Source organism: Bacillus sp. GB_SG_008, from assembly GCF_052038115.1.
GTDB classification, from domain to species: Bacteria; Bacillota; Bacilli; order Bacillales; family Bacillaceae_G; genus Bacillus_A; species Bacillus_A rhizoplanae.
The window spans coordinates 282,036-303,225 of the sequence record NZ_JBPZSK010000005.1; the positions used below are offsets into that span (position 1 = coordinate 282,036).

Genomic DNA, 21,190 nt, shown 5'->3' on the forward strand with positions numbered 1-21,190 from the left:
TATTATTATGAATAGCAGATTTTAAAATATTCCCTGTTTTATATAAAATTATTGAGAAAATCTTACTTTCATTAGGTTTATAGAAATTAGAAAGGTAAAATATTATCTCTTCTAGAATTATTCGTACATTCGAAATAACTCAAGAAGAGGAGAGTGATCGTTTTGTTAAAAAAAGTTGTCGCGGTTGCAACGGCAATTCCGTTGGTTTTTGGTATTATGTCCACTGCTTCTGCAATAGAGGAAACACAAGTAAAGGTACAGGCAGTTTCGCCTCAAGTACAGGCAACCGAATATTTAAAAGCGAACGCTGCTCAGTATTCTTTAAAGGCGGATTTATCAGATTTGCAATATGTTTCTACGACAGATACACAGGTGGCATCTTATGTTAGATTTCAACAAACAGTAAATGAATCTCCTGTGTTTTCTAGGCAAGTAACCGTTACGCTCAATAAAGGAGGACAAGGTATACTAGCAGTTTCAGATTATCTTCCTGTACAGAGCGTCAAGCAAATTAAGCAGAAATTGAGTGAAAAGGAAGCAGAAGGCAAATCTAGTCAGTATATTGAAGCTGACGATCCAAGTCTATGGGCTCCGACTACGCGTGAATTCGGATATATGGTCGAAGAAGGTGTAGCAATTCCGGTGTACCGGATTGTTATCCACTCTCATAAGCCGTTTGGTGCGTGGGAAACATTTATTGATGCGGAAAACGGAAAGCTGCTTAAGAAAAAAGACTTAAACCGAAAAGCAGAAGGGCAAGGAAAAGTGTTCCTGCCAAATCCTGTAGCAACGAGTGGAAGTTTGGTTGGGCTGACTGACAATAATGATGCAGACTCTACTGCATTGAATAATCAACTAAAAACGGTCACTTTAAAAGGACTTAATGGATCAGGATATTTGATTGGAGACTATGTGACGATTACGTCGAAAGTAAAAACGTATTCTGCCTCTCTTCAATATAATTACACACGTTCAAATGATAGATTTGAAGATGTTATGGCATATTATCACATTGATACTTTGCAACGGTATATACAACAGCTAGGCTTTAATAATATTAACAATCGTTCTATTAAAGCGAATGTGAATACATATAAAGCCGATAATTCTTTTTATTCCCCTTCGACTAAGGCGCTGACATTCGGTTCCGGCGGAGTTGATGATGCGGAAGATGCAGGGGTTATTGCTCATGAATATGGTCATTCCATTCAAGATAATCAAGTTCCTGGGTTTGGGAATTCTTCAGAAGGCGGAGCCATGGGAGAAGGCTTTGGGGATTTCTTGGGAGCTACTTATGAAGATGCTGTATCAAGTACAAATTATGGAAAAGCGTGTATCGGAGAATGGGATTCGACTTCTTATTCAAATACGAACCCAACTTGTCTTCGCAGATTGGACGATAATAAAGTGTATCCAAAAGACATTGTAAATGAAGTTCATGCGGACGGCGAAATTTGGTCGCAAGGTGAGTATGATATGGCGCAAGCTTTTGGCCGCGATATTGCAACAAAAATCATTTTGCAATCGCATTGGTCCCTTACTCCTAACGCTACGTTCCGTGACGGTGCGAGAGCGATTAAACAAGCGGATGCTCTTCTTTACGGAGGACAGCACGGCGCGGAAATTGATCGTATTTGGACAGCGCGGGGCATCAGTACGAATTAGGAATTGTCAGGAGTGTTTTGTCTAAGTAGGTCATGTTGTTTTCAGTGAAGCAGAATTTTATTGTTAACAAAGAGCGCATTGTAATAGAAGATAAGACAACAATGTATACTTGTCATAGTGATACGTATGAGAAGCCGCTGACAAATGTAGAGGGAAATTGAATGGAATTCTAGAAAATAAAAGGATATCGACATTTGTTGATATCCTTTTTGATATTGTTGAATTGGAAAAATATCGGATAAATGTGTTGACAAAAACCAATTGTGTAACTAATATAGTTACATCTCGTCTGTTATTCTATACTCTTATTTATTGAAGTAATTGAACAAGGTATAAGGAATTTGAAACATAAAGTGAAACTTCTATATAATAGGGTTTTTTCTTTATCCTGCATTAACGGGCAGTAAGACCCCACCTCAAGTTTGAGAGAGAAGCGAGGAAGATAGGTGGGGGATCACTACTGCCCGTAAAAGCTCGATTGGTTCAACTAACTATCAGTGGGGGATGAAAAACCCTCCACTGATGGAAGTTTCACTTTATCCCGCGTGTTAGTGGGAAGATAAAAAAGGGGGTTATATGATTGCAAACAGAATTACAAATGAAAGTACAAGTCGTAAAAGATAAGCGAATCATCCTAGCGATTATTCTTGGAAGCTTATCTGCGATTGGTCCGCTTTCTATTGATATGTACCTTCCGGCTTTTCCAGCCTTAACAAACGATTTGCATGCGACAAGCGCACTTACGCAGTTAAGTTTAACTGCATGTTTGTTGGGAATTGCGTTAGGTCAATTGTGGGTTGGTGCATGGAGTGACCGTCAAGGGAGGAAAAAACCGATTGTAATTGGTCTTGTTATTTATGCAGCTGCTTCCTTCTTATGTGCGTTGACACCGTCTGTATGGTTGCTCATTGTATTACGCTTTATTCAAGGTGCAGCCGGTTCAGCAGGAATTGTACTTTCTCGTGCTATTGTGAGGGATTTGTACACAGGATCTGAGCTTACAAAATTCTTTTCTGCTTTAATGCTAGTAAATGGAGCAGCCCCGATTTTTGCGCCTATTATGGGCGGACAAATTTTAAACTTTGCTTCTTGGCACTGGGTGTTTATTGTGTTAGGTGTATTAAGTGGACTTATGTTATTAAGTGTTATTTTTATTTTGCCAGAAACGTTACATGAAGAGAAAAGAACAGCAGGCGGATGGGGAGAGAGTTTATCTCATTATAAACGTTTATTACAAGATCGCGTATTTATGGGATATGCACTTTCTCAAGGGTTTATCACAGCAGCCATGTTTGCTTATATTTCAGGATCACCATTTGTTATTCAGAATATTTTTGGTGCTTCGCCGCAATTATATAGCTTATTTTTTGCGATTAATGGTTTTGGTATTATTATTGCATCTCAAGTTACAGGGCGCTTGGCAGGGCGGATTAAAGAACGTACTTTATTAGTAGCTGGACTTCTCTTTGCATTGCTAGGAGGCATCACCCTTCTTCTTATTATTTTGCTGGCACCTTCTTTAATAGGAGTGTTAATCTGCTTCTTTATTATTGTTTCTAGCGTAGGGATTGTTGGGACGACTGGATTTACGTTAGCGATGCAGAATCAGCAGAAAGCAGCAGGAAGCGCCGCAGCTTTATTAGGACTTTTACCTTTTATATCTGGCGCTGTAGTAGCACCTTTAGTTGGTATTCAAGGAGAACAGACAGCTGTACCGATGGGAATTACAATTGTTTGTTGTCATATCGGTGCAATGCTTAGCTTTATCATTTTAACAAGGCGAAAAAATAATTGAAAATTTTATATACAATATTGGGAACTTTTTAGTTTGATTGTACGTGTAAGGTTAAATGTGCAGGAAACTTATAGAAGAATAAATAGTAGCTAGCTTTATGAAATTGATGTTAATGAGAATTAAGGTACAATATATGGAGGAGGATTTTATATAGAATTCTCCTTTATACATAGATAGAGGTGAAAAAAGATGATGCTGCAAGAGATGGCACTTCGTATATTTGTAGCTATATTGGCAGGAGCACTTATTGGAACAGAACGCCAGTGGCTTCATCGTATGGCAGGATTAAGAACGAATGCTTTGGTTTCATTAGGAGCATGCTTGTTTGTTTTATTGTCAGTTATTGTGACAGGGGAATCTAGTCCAACCCGGATTGCAGCTCAAGTTGTTAGTGGAATTGGCTTTTTAGGCGGGGGTGTCATTATTAGAGATGGCTTTAGTATTCGTGGCTTAAATACTGCTGCAACATTATGGTGTTCTGCAGCTGTGGGGACTCTTGTCGGAGCAGGTTTTCTAACAGTAGCTATACTAGGGGCGTTTGGAGTTTTATTAGCTAATATTTTCCTTCGTCCAGTTGCATTATTTATGAATAAAAAATCAACTGATAAAATGCCAGAGAAAATGAATTATGTGTTATCTGTAACGTGCTCTAATAAAGATGAAGTGCATATTAGGTTGTTGCTAATGCAAATGCTAAATACAGAAGGAATTGAGTTAAGAGAACTATATAGTGAAGAGATTGAAGAAGGTAAAAAAATAATGATTCGAGCAGTTTTACATTGTGATGCTAAGAAAATAGCTTTTATTGAAAAAGTAGTGAATGGTCTTAGTTTAGAAGCAGGCGTTACAGCTACCGGATGGAAAGCTATTTCTGGACAAGAGGTTGATTAATGTTTTTTTATAAAATTAAAATAATAAATTTGGTACATGTCAAAGGCCAAATATTTAAAGTGGAAACGCCATCATGAAATGATGAATCAACACATGCACTGTGTTGATTCATTTTTTATTTGAACTTCATTTGAAATTTTTAGATTATTCTGTATAATGTAAAACAAAACTTTTTAAATCCTACAGTGAGGCGGTAAAAGATATGAAGAATGTGAAAGAAATGATCAAAATTGAAGATATTCTCGTTGCGTATAATACGTTAAAAGATGTGATTCGAAATACATCTTTAGAGCGAGATCCTATTCTATCAGAGAAATATCAATGTAACGTATATTTAAAACGAGAGGACTTACAAGTTGTTCGTTCTTTTAAAATACGCGGTGCCTATAACTGTATTAGCAATTTACCGATGGAAGAGTTGAAAAAAGGAGTTGTATGTGCTAGTGCGGGTAATCATGCACAAGGTGTAGCTTATACATGTCATAAATTACAAATTCCAGCAAAGATTTTTATGCCAAATACAACACCAAGTCAAAAAGTATCACAAGTGCGCTTTTTTGGAGGAGATTACGTAGAGGTGATGCTGCAAGGAGATACATTTGATAGTTCTTATGGGGAAGCAGTAAAATATTGTGAAGAGCAGGGATTAACATTTATTCATCCGTTTGATGATCCACATGTGATTGCAGGACAAGGAACGATTGGTGTAGAAATTCTACATGATACGGATTGTACGATTGATTACATGTTTATGGGAATTGGCGGAGGAGGCTTAGCAGCTGGAGTTGGAACATACGTAAAAGGAATTAGTCCTTTAACGAAAATTGTTGGGGTTGAACCAGAAGGTGCTGCTTCTATGAAAGAGGCGTTTGCGCAAGGAGAGGTTGTTAAGCTTCCGCATATTGATTCGTTTGTGGACGGAACAGCGGTCAAACAAGTTGGTTATCTTACATATGAAGTTTGTAAACGTGTACTAGATGACATTGTCGCTGTACCAGAGGGGAAAGTGTGTACGACATTACTTGAACTTTATAATAAAAATGCAATTGTTGCAGAGCCGTCTGGTGCCCTGCCAATTGCAGCGCTTGATTTATATAAAGATGAAATTCGTGGAAAGACGGTTGTTTGTATCGTCAGCGGCGGCAATAACGATATTGATCGGATGCAGGAAACGAAAGAGAGATCGTTAATTTATGAGGGACTGAAGCATTATTTTATTATTAATTTTCCACAGCGTCCCCGTGCTTTGCGTGAATTTTTAGATAACATTCTCGGGCCTAATGATGATATCACCCGTTTTGAGTACACGAAGAAGAACAATAAAGATAATGGTCCGGCTTTAGTTGGAATTGAACTTCAGCAAAAAGAAGATTATGAGCCTCTTATTAGACGAATGGAAGAACAGGGCGTACGTTATATGGAAATCAATCACAATCCAACATTATTCAATTTATTGATCTAAAAGGGGTATTGAAAATGAATTTAGAAAAAAAGAAGTCAGGTGAAGAAGAAATAGCAGAACTGAAAGAGCTTGTGAAAGAATTGCACGGTTCCATCCATCAACTGCAAGCAGAAGTGCAGCAACTGCGGCATGAAAGACCAGTTGTACAAATGAAAAAGGGAATTGAATGGACGCCAGCAATGATTGGGCAAGTTGGAGGTTTAATTTTAGGTGCTCTTGCAGTTATAGGTATCTTTTGGTGAAGAAGAAAGGTTTGCAGCTCATGCTGCAAACCTTTTCTACATTAAATAACGTAAATAAATATACACGTGTGATAAAAGTAGGGCAACAATGGTTAATGGTAACCCGATTTTTAAGAATTCCATGTAAGAGAAACCGTATCCTTCCCGTTTTGCAATTCCTGCTACAACGACATTGGCAGAGGCACCAATTAGCGTACCGTTTCCTCCTAAGCAAGCTCCAAGAGATAATGCCCACCATAGTACTTCAATTTGCGGAGAATCCGGTGAAAGTCCAAGTCCGCTTGCTAAGTTTTGAATAAGCGGAATCATTGTTGCTACAAACGGAATGTTATCAATTGTGGCAGAAGCAGCACCAGATACCCATAAAATTAAGATGGATGCATAGCCAATATCTCCATTTGTTACATCCAATACTTTCTGTGCAAGTGAGGAAATAAGTCCAATATCAACAAGTGCACCGACAAGAACGAATAAACCTGCAAAGAAGAAAATTGTTACCCATTCAATATGAGCAAATACATTTTCTATCTCGTGTTCTTTTACACCGATTAGCATTAAAAGGACAGCACCAGTCATCGCAATTACAGCAGCATCAACATGAATAATAGAATGAAGAATGAATCCAAGTATTGTTAATCCTAAAATCGATAAGGACTTAACGAGTAAGCTGCGATCACGAATGTAGTCTTTTTCATTTAAAGACATCAGTTTCTGAATTTGTTCGTCGGTTGTTTTTAATTTGTTGCGATACATAACATATAAAATAAGTAATGTAACGGCAGCAATAATGGCAACAATCGGTGCTAAATTCAGTAAAAACGCATTAAAATCAAGATGCTTATTTGCAGATCCAATCATAATGTTTGGCGGATCACCAATAAGTGTCGCTGTTCCGCCAATGTTAGAGAATAATACTTCTGAAATTAAATATGGAACAGGAGCTACCTTTAAAATACGTGTAATCGATAATGTAACTGGTACGACTAATAAAACGGTTGTTACATTATCTAAAAAGGCAGAACCAACTGCGGTTAAAAGGGATAGGAGCAGTAAAATTCGAATTGGTTTTCCGCCGGCTGCTTTTGCAGCTTTAATAGCCACATATTCAAAGACACCAGATTGACTTGTAATATGTACGAGAATCATCATCCCAATTAATAGAGTAATGGTTTCCCATTGAATATGTGTAGTAAAGGCAGTATGTAAGTCTACAATTCCCATAATAACCATAATTGCAGCCCCAAGCAAAGCAATGACAGCACGGTTAATTTTTTCTGAGATAATAAAGCCGTATGTTACTAAAAATACAGCAATGGCAAAGTAATATTGCCAGTTTGCAACTTCATGTGCTGAATGTTCCAATGTGTTCACCTTCTTTTTTAATATCCTATACATAGTTGTGTATAAAATTGTCGAAATACATTCCTCTGCATAAATTTCATTGTAGCAAATTCGCATACAGAAAGAAATGAAAATACAGAACACACAAAAAAAGATATGTAATTTCACATACCGTATTAAATATAAAAAATAAAAAGCAAAAAAATAGGCAAAGTAATCATTGTCCTCTATTATAAGAGATAGCAATTTACATTATTTTTTCGTAAACTGATTAAAAGAGGTGAAATCCGATGGAAATAATTACAGATACTTCTGTCGTACAAAACGAAATTGAACGTTTTCTAAATAATGATGTATACCTTCATTTAGAAACAACGAACGGTGCATATGCTTCGCATGTAAATGAAAAAACGATGACAGTTGGGGCATTTGTGCGTAATGCAGTAATTCGCTTTGAACGCGGTAAAATTACGGGAACGAATCCATACCGTATTGGTTTAAAAATGGAGCACGGCTGGGTATATGCAGAAGGTGTGACACATTGGGAAAAAGATGAAAAAAATCGTCTGTTATTAGCAGGTCATGATGAAAAAGGGCGTCTAGCAGTTGCGCTGCAATTAAGTTTAACGCCATTTGCATAAGGAGTGAGATTATGGAAAGACACGTACTTGTAGTATTTCCGCATCCAGATGATGAATCATTTGCAGCGGGAGGAACAATTCGTCAATATCGAAATAATGGAATACCTGTTACGTATGCTTGCGGAACACTTGGGCAAATGGGACGTAATATGGGGAAAAATGTATTTGCAAATCGCGAAACGATTCCAAGCATTCGAAAGCAGGAATTAGAAGAAGCTTGCCAGGCAATGGGAATTGAAGACTTACGTTTACTTGGCTTCCATGATAAAACATTAGAATTTGAAGATGTTGACTTTGTAGCAGATAAAATTGAAGAAGTGATTCGTGATGTGAATCCTTCCTTAATCATCACATTCTATCCAGAGCACGGTGTACATCCAGATCATAACGCATTTGGACGCGCAGCTGTTCGTGCGGTAGAACGTATGCCAAAAGAAGAACGTCCAGTTATTCATGCAGTGGCGATTACGAAAAATCGTGAGGAAGTATTAGGAAAGCCAGATGTAATTAACAATATAAGTGACGTATTAGAGCAAAAGCTAGCAGCGCTTCGTGCGCATCGCTCACAAACAGAAGCGATGTTAGAAGAGATGGAAGCAAAGCTAAAAAAACAAGACCCAGCGACATTAAAATGGTTACAAGGTGAACAATTTTGGACGTATAAATGGGAATCATAAGCTAGAAAAAATAAGTTTTCTAGCTTATGATACATAACGAGATGCTGCAATTATGGCATCTCGTTTTTTGTTAGATAGGCACATTTATCTAATCCCTCTCATACAATACAAGCGAATTGTAGAAAGAGGAGGTAATAATCATGGATTATTCACACGAAGATGTGCATGGAGACTTTCGAAATGGTTATCAGTTGAGCGGAGAAGTGGTTTCTAGTGTTGATCCGTATGTTGTGCAAACGTTACAAATGATTGTTGGGAAAAATGTTGTCGTGGATACAATGCGTGGTAGCGTGCATGGCGTATTAAAAGCTGTCAAACCAGATCATATTGTAATTGAAGAAAAGGATACACCTTTCTTTATTCGAATGCAGCAAATTGTTTGGGTAATGCCGGAATAATAATACACATGAAACAACCTTTATCTTTCATACATCAGTAATGATGGCAATGATGAAGATAAGGGGGCTTCATACTGATGATAAAACGAATTGACAAGTTGATTATCCCACTCCCTGACCCGAAGTATGCTGATGCAAACGCAGCGGCTGCGGTGCAAGAATTGTTAGGCGGCCGTTTTGGTGAGATGTCGACACTAAATACCTATATGTTCCAATCTTTTAACTTTCGCGGTAAGAAAAAGTTAAAACCGTTTTATGATTTAATTGCCAATATAACAGCGGAAGAATTTGCACATGTTGAATTGATTTCAAATGCAATTAATCTTTGCTTAACTGGAACAACGCATGCGGGAGATCCTGATATTGGAACAATGAAAGCTGCGAAAGATAAACGTAATACGCAGCACTTTATTTCAACCGCACAAACTACCCTTGTCGGTGATTCAATGGGAAAAGCATGGAGCGGAGATTATGTGTTTAATAGCGGAAACTTAATACTAGACTTATTGCATAACTTTTTCCTAGAATGCGGAGCACGGACAAACAAAATGCGTGTTTATGAAATGACAGATCATCCAACAGCGAAAGAAGCAATTGGATATTTACTTGTCCGCGGCGGCGTTCATGTTTTGGCATACGCCAAAGCGTTAGAAGTAGCAACAGGTGTTGATGTGGCAAAAATGCTCCCAATTCCAAACTTATCTAACAAAGTATTCGATGTGGCAAGACGCTTTGAAGATCAAGGTGCCCACTTAAAACTGTACCGTTTTAGTGATAATGATTACACAGACTTAAATAAAATTTGGAAAGGAAAGCACCCGGAAGATGGGCAACCGCTTCAAGTTATCGATGGCCCCCCACAAGGTGCGCCAATCCCAGACTTAGATGAATTGCCAGAAGAATTTGCCCCAGGGATATCACAGGAAGATTTCTTTGAAATTGTGAGAAGATTACAGAGATCGGCTGGGTTGTAGGGGAGAGTGTTTGAAAAAAATCCTAACATCTGTTACTAGTGTCAGATAAATTATCATGCTTTATTTTGAATGAAAAAACCGATGTGAATTGGTTTTTTCATTTTTTTGTATTTGTTGATTTTTAATGAATTAAAAATAGCTACGAAAATCATAAGTGTATCGAAAGATGATGTATACCAGAAAGTGAAGTTCAGCGCATTTTAAGCTTGAACACGTAACAAACTATAGCTATACATGCTCATGTTTCATCGAACAAAAAGGAGATTTAGAACGTCGGATTCAAAATGTACAATAAAAAATGGAACATATGAATTTCGAATTGGCTCACATTTTTTCAAACGTTACATTAGGTGAGCATAATTCACGCTGCTGCATCATATAAATTTAATAGCGTCTATGAAAATCATAGAAGTTATTCCAAGTAAATTTATATAACGAGAGGGGGAGTATAAATGAATAAAACGCTTTCTACAAAATTAGTTGTTGCAATTGGAATCGGTTCAGCAATATACGGTGTATTAGGATTATGGGGATTTTCCATTGCACCGAATACTTTCATTAAACCAGCGCTGGCTTTATTAACGATTTTCGGTGCTATCTTTGGACCAATTGCAGCTTTATTAATTGGACTAATCGGTCATACAATCACAGATGCCATTGCTGGCTGGGGCATTTGGTGGGGCTGGGTGTTAAGCTCAGGAATCATTGGTTTATTTATGGGATTTGTCCAAAAGCGCTCTACATTTAGTGTGAAAAATGGAACGTACAGTAAAGGGGATATTATCCACCTTTCTATTACAGGTGTAATTGGTATTCTTTTAGGAATCGTCTTTGCAGGTGTATTTGACATTCTCATTATGGGCGAGCCGTTCGATAAGATTGTTATCCAAGTAGGCGGTGCGATTATCGCAGATGTTCTCGTGTTTTTCATCCTCGGTTTACCAATTGTGTTAGGACTTGCAAAAGCCAATAAAAAGAATACTCAATTAAAGATTGAGAAGTAGGAATATACATATGAAACCGATTATTTCTTTTGAAGATTTCACATTCCAATATAAAAACGTAGCTGAACCGACGATACAGGATATTACCTTTCATATTTATCCTGGCGAAAAAGTGTTAATCGCTGGGCGAAGCGGATCAGGAAAATCTACATTAGCTCATTGTATCAATGGGCTCATTCCTTTTTCTTATGAAGGGACAAGTACAGGAAATCTTTCTGTATGTGGTATTGACCCTAGACATACGAGTATATTCGAGTTAAGTCAACGCGTAGGAACGATTCTACAAGACCAAGATTCCCAATTTATCGGATTAACAGTTGAAGAAGACGTTGCGTTTGCAATGGAAAATGATTGTGCGGAGCAAAGGGAAATAAAACAAATTGTAGAACGTTCACTTAAAGAAGTAGACATGATCAAGTTTCATTCATATAGCCCTCACGATTTATCAGGGGGACAAAAACAGTCAGTTTCTCTAGCGGGCATACTAACTACAAACACTGAGATTTTGTTATTTGATGAACCTTTAGCGAATTTAGATTCTGTAAGCAGCCAAAAAGCAATCCAACTTATGAAAAAGATTCATAGACAAACGGATAAAACGATCATCATTATTGAGCATCGCATTGAAGAAATGCTCGATCTCGACTTAGATAAAATCATTCTTTTGGAAAATGGCCGCATCGTAGCAATCGAAGCACCGACTGATATATTACAGACAAATGTTTTACAAAAAGTAGGGCTAAGGGAGCCTGTATACATAGAAGCATTAAAAACATTGGAATATCCATTCTTGAATGAAGAAGTTTATCCAATAGAAAATATTAATTCTCATATATTACATGAAACGTTATCAAAATGGATGTTACAAAACCCAATACATACAGCAATGTCCGAAAAAGAATGTATATGTAAAATAGAAAATGTAGCGTTTACATATCCAAACAGTAATTTTGCATTGAAGGATGTATCTATGTCTATATACAAAGGTGAAGTACTCGCTCTTTTAGGAAACAACGGTGCTGGAAAATCAACATTTGCTCATATTATGACGGGAATGAAAAAAAAACATCAAGGTAAAATTCTTTTAGAAGGAACTGATATTACAACATGGTCAATCCGGAAGCGGGGAGAGGCCATCGCTTATGTGATGCAAAATCCTAATCACATGATTACACAAGCAACTGTTTGGGAAGAAGCTGCATTTGCTTTAAAACTGAAGAATGCTTCAGAAGAAATGCAGAAAACAGTAGAAAATGTATTACAAATTTGTGGTTTATATCCATTTCGAAATTGGCCGGTACAAGCATTAAGTTATGGACAAAAAAAGCGTTTAACGATAGCCTCAATTCTTGTTACAAATCCCAAACTTATTATTTTAGACGAACCAACTGCAGGACAAGATTATTTTCACTACAAAGAGTTTATGATGTTTATACAAAAATTAGCGAAACGTGGAATAGCTTTTTTATTCATTGCACATGACATGAACTTAGCGCTAGAATACGCAAATCGGGCGATTGTACTACATAACGGAGAAATCATTGCAGATGATGCAGTAACTACCGTGTTGGCAAACGAGCGTATTTTAAAGCAGGCAAACCTCCGTGAGAGCTCACTTACTGGCTTAGCGAAACATGGGAATATACCAATTCCACAGCTATTTGTTCAATCTTATATGGAAGCAAGGAGGGGGATCATTCATGAGTAAAATGGGGACACTATATATAGAAGGCAAATCATATTTCCATCGTATGGATGGCGCTGTAAAACTAATCCTATTTATTATATGGATGATTCTCACATTCCTATTCTTTGATTTTCGTATTTTATTATGCTTATTTCTAATCGGATGCATACTACTAGGCATCGCAAAAATTCCAACGCGCAGCATGTTGATTATTTTTAGTGTTATTTTCACATTTAGTATTTTGAATTCCATCATGATTTTACTCATTACCCCAACACATGGATCGGAGCTAACCGGTACATATACGTCACTTCTCCATATTGGCTATGCAACTATTACACTAGAAACTCTTTTTTATGCAATGACACTATCATTAAAATATTTTACCTTATTACCGTTTACACTTATTTTTATTTACACAACACACCCGAGTCAATTTGCAAGCAGCTTAAACAAAATTGGACTGCCTTATAAAATTGCTTATGCAGTTAATATTGCACTGCGCTACATTCCGAATATACAAACGGAATACGAACTCATTAAACATGCACAGGAAGCAAGGGGAATTCCATTTCATAAAGGAGAAGCAACTCTTTTTCAACGCATTAAAAATCGAATGACGATTTTTTGGCCGCTTGTGATACATTCATTGGATCGAATTGATACTGTTTCGAATGCTATGGATTTACGCGGTTTTGGAAAAAAGGAGAAGCGAACATGGTACTATAGGACGAAAATGCAGCCTCTTGATTATATGGCTATTCTTATTGGGATTTGCATTTTGATTATTGCTATTTATTTGAAACTCACAATTTTTTATTCGTTTTGGTATCCTTTATGAGCATTAAATGAATATTTGGTGGCTTGCGTATAATAGATGACAAACGAAGATAGGGTATTATCCAAGTCAAAGAGTACTAGTTTTATATCTTGTAACATGTGCTTGCTCCTTTTAAGTCCTCCTTTTTAAAGAATTAATCGAGTCTATTAATGCATTCTTTACTTTGATTTTAGTATAATTGATATAGTTATCAGTAGGAAATAATTTCAAAAGGGGGAGTTGGTTTTGGAAAGAGTTAACGTGGTTTCAGCTTTAATTTATGATGATAATGAGAATATATTAATAGTAAAAAACATAAAGGGTGATTCTTTTTATTGGAGTCTTCCGGGCGGAGCAGTTGAGGGAGAAGAAACTTTAGAACAGGCTATAATCCGTGAAGTAAAAGAAGAAACGGGATTTAACGTTGTTGTTACCGGGTTGAGTTCCGTTAGAGAAATGTTCTTCGAAGAAAGAGGTCATCATGCTTTAATCATTACTTTTCATACAAAGATTATTGATGGTGAAATAAACATTAATGATCCTGATAATGATATTATAGAAGTAAGATGGGCAGATAGTGAAAGGGTAAATGAATTAATGCCATCCTTATATGAGAGGCTAAAAATAAATTCTGATACTAATAAAACACCGGCTTTTTATGCATTTGAAGGTACCAAATAAAATCGAGAAAAGGTTTTATTATTGATAAAAGAGTAGGATACATAGGGATTTTGTTATAAACATAAGAGAATCGTTCCTTTTGATTGGTTTGGTTGTGGTGACTTGATTATATCAGAAAAAGGCGATTTATATAGTGAAAGAGGCTGTCCCAAAAGTTTTACTTTTGGGACAGCCTCTTTCACTATATAAAGGGGAGTGGAACCTATTTTACACCAACTGCATCATATGACTGCTTCACAGCTGCCACTTCTGCAGAGTTTGCGCCGTATAAATCAGCTGCTGCTTGTACTAAGGCAGCACGCGCTTGACTAAAAGTTGCAGATTCAGTTAAGTATACTGTATTTGCACGATAGTAAATTGCACCTACTTTATCTTTACCAACGCCATTCACTGTTACACCATAATGTGTACCGCCATTTGCTAATAAGTAAGCAGCTTTATTGATAATACCGCTATTTGTATGAACGCCGCCATTATCGCTCGTTCCAGTATAACGTTTAGAGTAATGATCTGGGTCACCATATTTTGTTGGATCGCTCATAGAACGAAGCGCATCCCCAGCTTGACCAGGCGTATAAATATCTTCACCAACTTCCCAATCTGGATTACGGTTATCATAGTATTCTATTAATGTTCCAAAGATGTCAGAGAATGCTTCATTTAACGCACCAGACTCATTTTGATAAATGAGGTTTGAACTATATTCTGTCACGGCATGTGTTAACTCATGTCCGACAACATCGATACCACCGGAAAATGCAATAAATGTAGATCCATCTCCATCACCATAGACCATTTGCGATCCATTCCAGAAGGCATTGTTATAATTTTTGCCATAGTGAACCGTAGATTTTAACGGTGCACCAGCATCGTTATAAGAATTGCGGTTAAAGGTGTTTTTGTAATAATTATATGTTACACCTGCATAATAATGTGCATCCACTGCCGCTGCATCGGATTTAGCATTAAAGACGTTATCTGTATCTGCCCATAACGTTCCCGGCAATCTTGTCCGGTTGTTCCCGTTGTATGTGTAAATTGTTGCACCGCGTGTATTATCTTGTAAATAATAACTAGATCCAGAGAGTGTTGTATTAATAGACTTTGTATCGCCTAATACCCCTTTACCGGTTCCTACTGTACTTGTACCTGTTACAGGTTTACTTGGAGCCGTATTGTCATTTGTTGCATTGTGGATTGTATTATATTTGTTTAAAACTTTACCGCTATCAGCTTCAATGAAATAATAATAGTTTCCTGGCTCTGGATCTAAGAAATTCAATTTTACAACATATGCATATGTTGTTTCCTCACCATTTTGATATACATATAAGTCCGCAGACGGCTCTACTTCATATTTTGGGGTAAATCCTAAATCTTTTTGTGCGATTGCAATCGCTTTTTTTTCTTCAATTTTATTTTTGTTCTTCAATTTCTCTTTCTTATCTAAATCAGGTGCAACTGTTCCTGATACAACCTTTAATACACCATCTTTCCCAACATGAGCTACTTGAGTAGATCCCCATACTGGTACACCTTCATATATTTGCTGTAAACGGATAACTGTTGCTTCTCCAACAGGGTCTTTTATAATCTTTTGTACTTTAAAGGATTCTTCTGCACTTTTTTCGCCTAGTTTATAATCTCTTTTAGCAGTGTTTAAATAATCAAATACAACAGATTCTGCCTTCTTTCCTGATGCACTTGTTAGATTGCCCGATACAAACTCTGGAGACTGTACCGTCTCATTATATTTCTTTGTGGAAAGTACGTTCTTTGAATCTGCAAACGCAGAGCTTGTCCCTCCAAATGTTGTCACTGCCATTCCAGCTGCTAACACAAGTGCTAGACTCTTTTTCTTCATCATTTTTTCCCCCTAACAAAAATTTTTAAAAAGAGAGTAGCTTAATGGTAGCATTAAGTTTCTATTATTAGAATACTGAAAATTCAAATAATTTATTTCTCAAGTTTTCTAGAATTTTGATGAACAATTTAAAAAGAAAAGCTGACTCGAGAAGTCGTTTTTCAACAATATTTGATTCAGCTTCTTTATTGTTTAAGTATCTATTAAGATTGATTAAAATCCTTTAAGAATGATAAAAAATGAAATAAACTCAATCTACTTTTAGGTACTAATTGTTGCTTTGAAATAAAGTTTGATTAAAACGTAGCTACAAACGTTGATTTAATAACAAAAAAACGCTCATTTTGAAAAAAGATTGATCAAAATGAGCGTTTTTTATTTCAGTTGGATATAAGTTTTTATAAAAAAGTTTGATTGAAAATCACTTAGAATTCTTTAATTGGAAGAGGAAAAGTATTGCAAATTTTTTACAAAAATCGTGACTTTATTCAAAACATCGCGTCTTTTTTATAAACGTCGTAACTTTATTTTAAAGCCACAATATCCCGAATGTGATTTCCATTTATTGGATAGATGGCGGTAAAATCGTTAGATGCTACCTCAACCCCATCGCTATCAAGCTAAGTTAAATTTGTATCTATATAATCAAAAAAACGCTATTCTTTTTGTAGAAATATACAGAAAGGATGGGGTTTTTGTATGAATTTATCGATTCAAGATGAGTTTCATTTATTCGCTGAAGAACTACAGCGGTATCTATCTCCACATATCCTCCAACAACTCGCACAAGAGACAGGTTTTGTAAAACGTAAAAGCAAGTATGGTGCACAAGATTTGGCTGCTTTATGTATTTGGATAAGTCAACATGTAGCAAGCGATTCTCTTACTCGATTATGTAGTCAGCTTTATGCAAATACAGCTACACTTATGAGTCCAGAAGGACTTAATCAACGTTTTAACCGATGTGCTGTTTTATTTCTACAGCGTGTATTTTCCCTTTTAATCAAAAGCAAACTAAACGATTCTTCTCAAATCTCGAACCAATACATTTCTTATTTTCAACGTATACGTATTTTAGATGCTACTATTTTTCAAGTACCCAACCATTTAGCTCCTATTTATCCTGGTTCAGGAGGATGTGCACAAATAGCTGGTATTAAGATTCAACTAGAGTATGATTTACATAGTGGGAAATTCCTCAATTTTCAAATGGAACCAGGTAAAAATAATGATAAAACCTTTGGTACAGAAAGTTTGGATACCTTACGACCAGGAGATTTATGTATTCGAGATTTAGGATACTTTTCTCTAAAAGATTTAGACCAGATGGATCAACGAGGGGTATTCTATATTTCACGGTTGAAATTAAATAATAGAGTACATGTGAAAAATGAATCTCCAGAATTCTTTCGGGATGGGACAGTAAAAAAGCAATCTTTATATGCTTTACTTGACCTTGAACATATCATGCATCAGATAAAACCAGGAGATACTTATGAAATTCGAAATGCCTATGTTGGACAACAAAAATTACCCTCACGAGTTGTAATATACAGACTCACATCAACTCAAGTTCATAAACGTAGGAAACAGCAAACTTATGTTGAAAAGAAAAAAGGGGTTACATACTCTGAAAAAAGTAAACGTTTAACAGAAATCAATGTTTATATTACCAACATCCCATGGGAAATTGTTCCGATGGAACATGTTCACGAGATTTACTCTCTACGTTGGCAAATAGAGATTGTATTTAAAACATGGAAATCTCTTTTTGGTATCAATCATTGTCACAATATTAAGCGAGATCGTCTAGAATGTCATCTTTATGGACAGTTAATCGCTATTTTTCTTTGTTCTTCCACTATGTTCAAAATGCGACAGCTGTTACTACAGAAAAAACAAAAAGAATTAAGTGAATATAAAGCAATTTATATGATTCAAGATCATCTGTACTTAGTATATGAAGCTATACAACAAGACACCCAAGAAGTATCAAAAATTTTCCTTCGTCTGTTTGACCTCTTACAGAAAAACGGACGGAAATCCCATCGATATGAGAAAAAGACAGTCTTTGATATTTTAGGCGTTGTTTATCAGTGCACTGTATCCAATCTAAAGCAGAAAACTGCATAACCTTTAAAAATACACCTTATCAAGGTTTATTTGGAATGCGTATTTTTAAAAATAAATAAACAAAATATCAAGCATGTAGGCAATAAGAACGGAAGTTCATGGAATACCCATCCTTAGCTTGATGGGCATGTACCTCAACCCCTATTTGGTGCAATATTAATGACTAGAGATTACAGGATTCGAATCTCTAGTCTATTTATCTTTTTTAAGACACGAAATATTAATAATATTTAAACATTTACTTTATATTTACTTTACAAAAATATCTTACGCTTTTAATTAACAAATACTTTTTGATTGTTAAATTTCTAGATTAAAGGTGTGAGAGACTTTGAAAAAAATAGTAGTTGGGTTCGCTGCGTTATTTTCCTTTATCACATTAATGTTTTTGCCTATTAAGGCATCTGCCCACACTGATAACAGTGAAGGGTATTCGAAAATTACAATGGATAGGGATAAGCTTCATGTAGAATTGCAGCTTGATTTTTTCGAACTGGGGAGGCTGATTGATTTTGGTGTTAGTCCAGGGGATCGGGAAGAGATGCTGAATACAGCATTAGAAAAACATCGTGATGCTGTAGCTGAATACCTTGATTCCCATGTTGAGGTATTCACTGATGGAGCGAAAGCAAAAGGCTCCGTTAATTCAACAAAGATTGAACGCAGGGTGGGACGGGAGTATGCCAAAATTGGGCTTGAATTTCCAGCTCCTTCAGCCAAATCTTCCATTCAAATACATTATAGTGTTTTCTTCGATGACAATGATACGATGCATCGAAATATCGCTTCATACGACTTAGAAAATAAAAAAGGCCAATTTATTTTCAATGCAGAAGACAGGGAACTCAACGTCGGAAAGGATAGCGCGGCAGGACAGTTTTTCCGCTTTGTTCAACTCGGTTTCCACCATATCATGATCGGCTATGATCATATCCTTTTTGTTATAGCACTCGTATTTGGAGCCCGCCGAGTAACGGACGTTCTAAAAGTAATTTCTGTATTTACCTTAGCCCACAGTATTACTCTTGGCTTAACAGCGTTAAAATTGATTCACTTCCCTGCAGCCATTGTCGAACCGCTCATTGCTCTAAGTATTGCATTTGTAGCAGTAGAAAATTATTTTGGCTTTTCATCAAAATATCGATTTGCAGTTGTATTTGGGTTTGGACTTATCCACGGGATTGGTTTTGCTGGTGCTTTACAGCTTGCTAACGACGTGACCTGGAGATCACTGTTATCGATTTTGTCATTCAACGTTGGTGTAGAAGCAGGACAAGCCTTAATTATTCTGATTTTATTTCCTTTACTTGTTTATATCCGCAGGTTTCAATGGTCCACTGTCGTACAGGCAGCAGCGACGGCTGGTATTTTTGGAATCGGGCTGATTTGGTATTTCGAGCGTTTCTTCGCTTGATAAAATAACTAAGCTTTTAAGGTGGTGGTACGAACATTACTTATTGGGGTTCAAATTATCGGGGGAATTTATATAAAAAATCAGGAGGAGAAACCATGAAGCCAATAGAAGCCAAAGGGAAAAATATAAAACAAAAACTTAAACCTGTTGCTGCAGTTGTAATGTGCGGCCTTGCTTTTGCTGCTGTAGTTAAACCAGTTGTAGCGGAAAATCCTACAGCAACTATAAAGGGTACAGTCTTCGCTGACAAAAACGGAAATGGGAGCCGTGATGGGAACGAGGAGGGCATTCCGCATGTTTCCGTATCTGACGGTAAAAATATAACGGTTACAGATGATCAAGGAAACTATACGTTAACGATTGATGCAGATAGACGTCAGGACGATATTGTTTTTGTAACAACCCCAAGTGGATACAGCGTACCGACTGACAAAAACAAAACACCGCAGTTTTACAGACAGCTTGGCAATGTGCAGCCTGGGGAAACAAAGGAGCAAAACTTTGGTCTCCTACATACGCCGGAAAGCAGCAATCCTAATTTCAGCTTTGTCAACATTGCCGATGTTCACGTCCAGGCAGGTACTGCAAATAATCGTGAACGCTTCACAGATCAGTTAGCACAAATCAATGAATCAACCGGAAATCCGGCATTCATCGCCGTAAGCGGGGATTTGACCAACCGGGCAGACCCAACAGAATTCCAGGATTATACTGCGAGTACAGCAACATCTTCTCTCCCGGTTTATCCGGCAGTTGGGAACCATGATTTTGGGCCGGGAACGGATTATCAAACGAGAATTAACCGTTACCGTACTTATCTTGGACCGGAGTGGTATTCATTCGATTATGGCAATAGACACTTTGTAACATTAGAAAATGTATTGGGTTTCAAAGAAACTGATCAATTCGAGTGGTTAAAACAGGATCTTGAACTGAATGCAAAAGACAAAGAAGTTGTTGTATTTGTTCACAAACCGATGAATACTCCAGAAACCCCGACGCCAGAAAATACGAAGCAATTTATTGATCTTCTTAGCCAATATCATACGCGCTTGGTGATGGTAGGACATACTCACGTCAATGATGTAGCCCAGGACACAATTCCAGGCGCTAACCATGTGACAACCGTTTCTAGTGCCTATACGATTGACCAGATGCCGAACGGATTCCGCATGGTTACCTTCCAGGGAGACAAGCAGGAAGAGCAATATAAAATGTATGACGTGAAGCAAAGCGCGGCGATTGTTCATCCTGCAGCAGGCAGCGAAGTTCCACAAGGAAAAATGGACATTTTGGTAAATGCCTATAACACAACAAGTAACGTCACTAAGGTTGAATACCGTATTGATGGCGGTTCGTGGAGAAAGCTAAAGCAAAGCAGCGGTATGGCCTGGTATGATCAATGGGATGCTGGAAAAGCAGACAAAGGTCAGCATGCCATTGAAGTTAGAGTAACAGATGATGGGGGCAAGACTTGGGTTAAAAATAATACGTTTAGCAT

17 protein-coding genes and 1 pseudogene are annotated in these 21,190 nt (G+C 37.0%); 16 read left to right on the forward strand and 2 right to left on the reverse strand.

Translation table 11 applies throughout. The features are described 5' to 3' along the window. Positions 1–216 precede the first annotated feature (216 nt). The 5 genes from ACTDJC_RS15215 to ACTDJC_RS15235 all read left to right on the forward strand — a co-directional run bounded on the left by ACTDJC_RS15215 (position 217) and on the right by ACTDJC_RS15235 (position 6,055). Positions 217–1,665 (forward strand): M36 family metallopeptidase, encoded by a 1,449-nt coding sequence (locus ACTDJC_RS15215; protein ID WP_098310245.1) that lies wholly within the window; start codon positions 217–219, stop codon positions 1,663–1,665. A 598-nt stretch (positions 1,666–2,263) separates the two neighbouring features. Beyond that, positions 2,264–3,460, forward strand: coding sequence for a multidrug effflux MFS transporter (locus ACTDJC_RS15220; RefSeq protein WP_440604011.1), 1,197 nt, complete (start codon positions 2,264–2,266; stop codon positions 3,458–3,460). A gap of 189 nt (positions 3,461–3,649) precedes the next feature. Beyond that, positions 3,650–4,351 carry an MgtC/SapB family protein gene (locus ACTDJC_RS15225; RefSeq protein WP_440603910.1) on the forward strand — a complete coding sequence of 234 codons (702 nt, stop codon included), beginning with the start codon at positions 3,650–3,652 and terminating at the stop codon, positions 4,349–4,351. A gap of 202 nt (positions 4,352–4,553) precedes the next feature. Beyond that, positions 4,554–5,813, forward strand: coding sequence for a threonine ammonia-lyase IlvA (ilvA, locus tag ACTDJC_RS15230; protein WP_440603911.1), 1,260 nt, complete (start codon positions 4,554–4,556; stop codon positions 5,811–5,813). Positions 5,814–5,827: 14 nt separating this feature from the next. Further along, positions 5,828–6,055, forward strand: a complete 228-nt coding sequence (locus ACTDJC_RS15235) for a hypothetical protein (protein WP_098310186.1) — start codon at positions 5,828–5,830, stop codon at positions 6,053–6,055. Between the two features lie 36 nt (positions 6,056–6,091). On the opposite strand, the gene ACTDJC_RS15240 is transcribed toward ACTDJC_RS15235, so the two are convergent. Further along, complete coding sequence (locus ACTDJC_RS15240; RefSeq protein ID WP_440603912.1) at positions 6,092–7,513, reverse strand: ArsB/NhaD family transporter; 1,422 nt, start codon at positions 7,511–7,513, stop codon at positions 6,092–6,094. A gap of 173 nt (positions 7,514–7,686) precedes the next feature. Between ACTDJC_RS15240 and ACTDJC_RS15245 the strand changes: the two genes are divergently transcribed. From ACTDJC_RS15245 to ACTDJC_RS15280, 8 genes are all read left to right on the forward strand, one after another. Continuing rightward, complete coding sequence (locus ACTDJC_RS15245; protein WP_253629914.1) at positions 7,687–8,037, forward strand: YojF family protein; 351 nt, start codon at positions 7,687–7,689, stop codon at positions 8,035–8,037. 11 nt (positions 8,038–8,048) lie between these two features. After that, complete coding sequence (gene bshB2 / locus ACTDJC_RS15250; RefSeq protein WP_440603913.1) at positions 8,049–8,714, forward strand: bacillithiol biosynthesis deacetylase BshB2; 666 nt, start codon at positions 8,049–8,051, stop codon at positions 8,712–8,714. Between the two features lie 140 nt (positions 8,715–8,854). Further along, on the forward strand, positions 8,855–9,112 hold the full coding sequence (locus tag ACTDJC_RS15255; protein ID WP_253629912.1) for a YuzF family protein: 258 nt from the start codon (positions 8,855–8,857) through the stop codon (positions 9,110–9,112). Positions 9,113–9,189: 77 nt separating this feature from the next. Next, on the forward strand, positions 9,190–10,086 hold the full coding sequence (locus ACTDJC_RS15260; RefSeq protein ID WP_440603914.1) for a manganese catalase family protein: 897 nt from the start codon (positions 9,190–9,192) through the stop codon (positions 10,084–10,086). Between the two features lie 452 nt (positions 10,087–10,538). Continuing rightward, positions 10,539–11,090: an ECF-type riboflavin transporter substrate-binding protein gene (locus ACTDJC_RS15265; protein WP_429711172.1), complete on the forward strand. Its 552-nt coding sequence runs from the start codon at positions 10,539–10,541 to the stop codon at positions 11,088–11,090. Between the two features lie 10 nt (positions 11,091–11,100). Continuing rightward, a complete protein-coding gene (locus tag ACTDJC_RS15270; protein WP_440603915.1) occupies positions 11,101–12,798 on the forward strand; it encodes a DUF3744 domain-containing protein in 1,698 nt (565 codons plus the stop codon). A 1-nt stretch (position 12,799) separates the two neighbouring features. Continuing rightward, a complete protein-coding gene (locus ACTDJC_RS15275) occupies positions 12,800–13,618 on the forward strand; it encodes an energy-coupling factor transporter transmembrane component T family protein (RefSeq protein ID WP_429711193.1) in 819 nt (272 codons plus the stop codon). A 225-nt stretch (positions 13,619–13,843) separates the two neighbouring features. Next, the gene (locus ACTDJC_RS15280; protein ID WP_440603916.1) at positions 13,844–14,278 is read left to right on the forward strand and encodes an NUDIX domain-containing protein; all 435 of its coding nucleotides are present in this window, start codon (positions 13,844–13,846) and stop codon (positions 14,276–14,278) included. Positions 14,279–14,480: 202 nt separating this feature from the next. Here the strand turns inward: ACTDJC_RS15280 and ACTDJC_RS15285 are convergent, their stop codons facing one another. Next, positions 14,481–16,142, reverse strand: coding sequence for a M4 family metallopeptidase (locus tag ACTDJC_RS15285; protein ID WP_440603917.1), 1,662 nt, complete (start codon positions 16,140–16,142; stop codon positions 14,481–14,483). A gap of 699 nt (positions 16,143–16,841) precedes the next feature. On the opposite strand from ACTDJC_RS15285, the gene ACTDJC_RS15290 reads away from it, so the two are divergent. From ACTDJC_RS15290 to ACTDJC_RS15300, 3 genes and pseudogenes are all read left to right on the forward strand, one after another. Next, positions 16,842–18,275 (forward strand): IS4 family transposase, encoded by a 1,434-nt coding sequence (locus tag ACTDJC_RS15290; RefSeq protein ID WP_440603918.1) that lies wholly within the window; start codon positions 16,842–16,844, stop codon positions 18,273–18,275. Positions 18,276–18,606: 331 nt separating this feature from the next. Next, entirely contained in the window at positions 18,607–19,689 is a 1,083-nt protein-coding gene (locus ACTDJC_RS15295) for a HupE/UreJ family protein (RefSeq protein WP_440603919.1), read from the forward strand. Positions 19,690–19,850: 161 nt separating this feature from the next. After that, positions 19,851–21,125 (forward strand): annotated as a pseudogene (locus tag ACTDJC_RS15300) (metallophosphoesterase N-terminal domain-containing protein); the annotation flags it as partial. Positions 21,126–21,190: the final 65 nt, after the last annotated feature.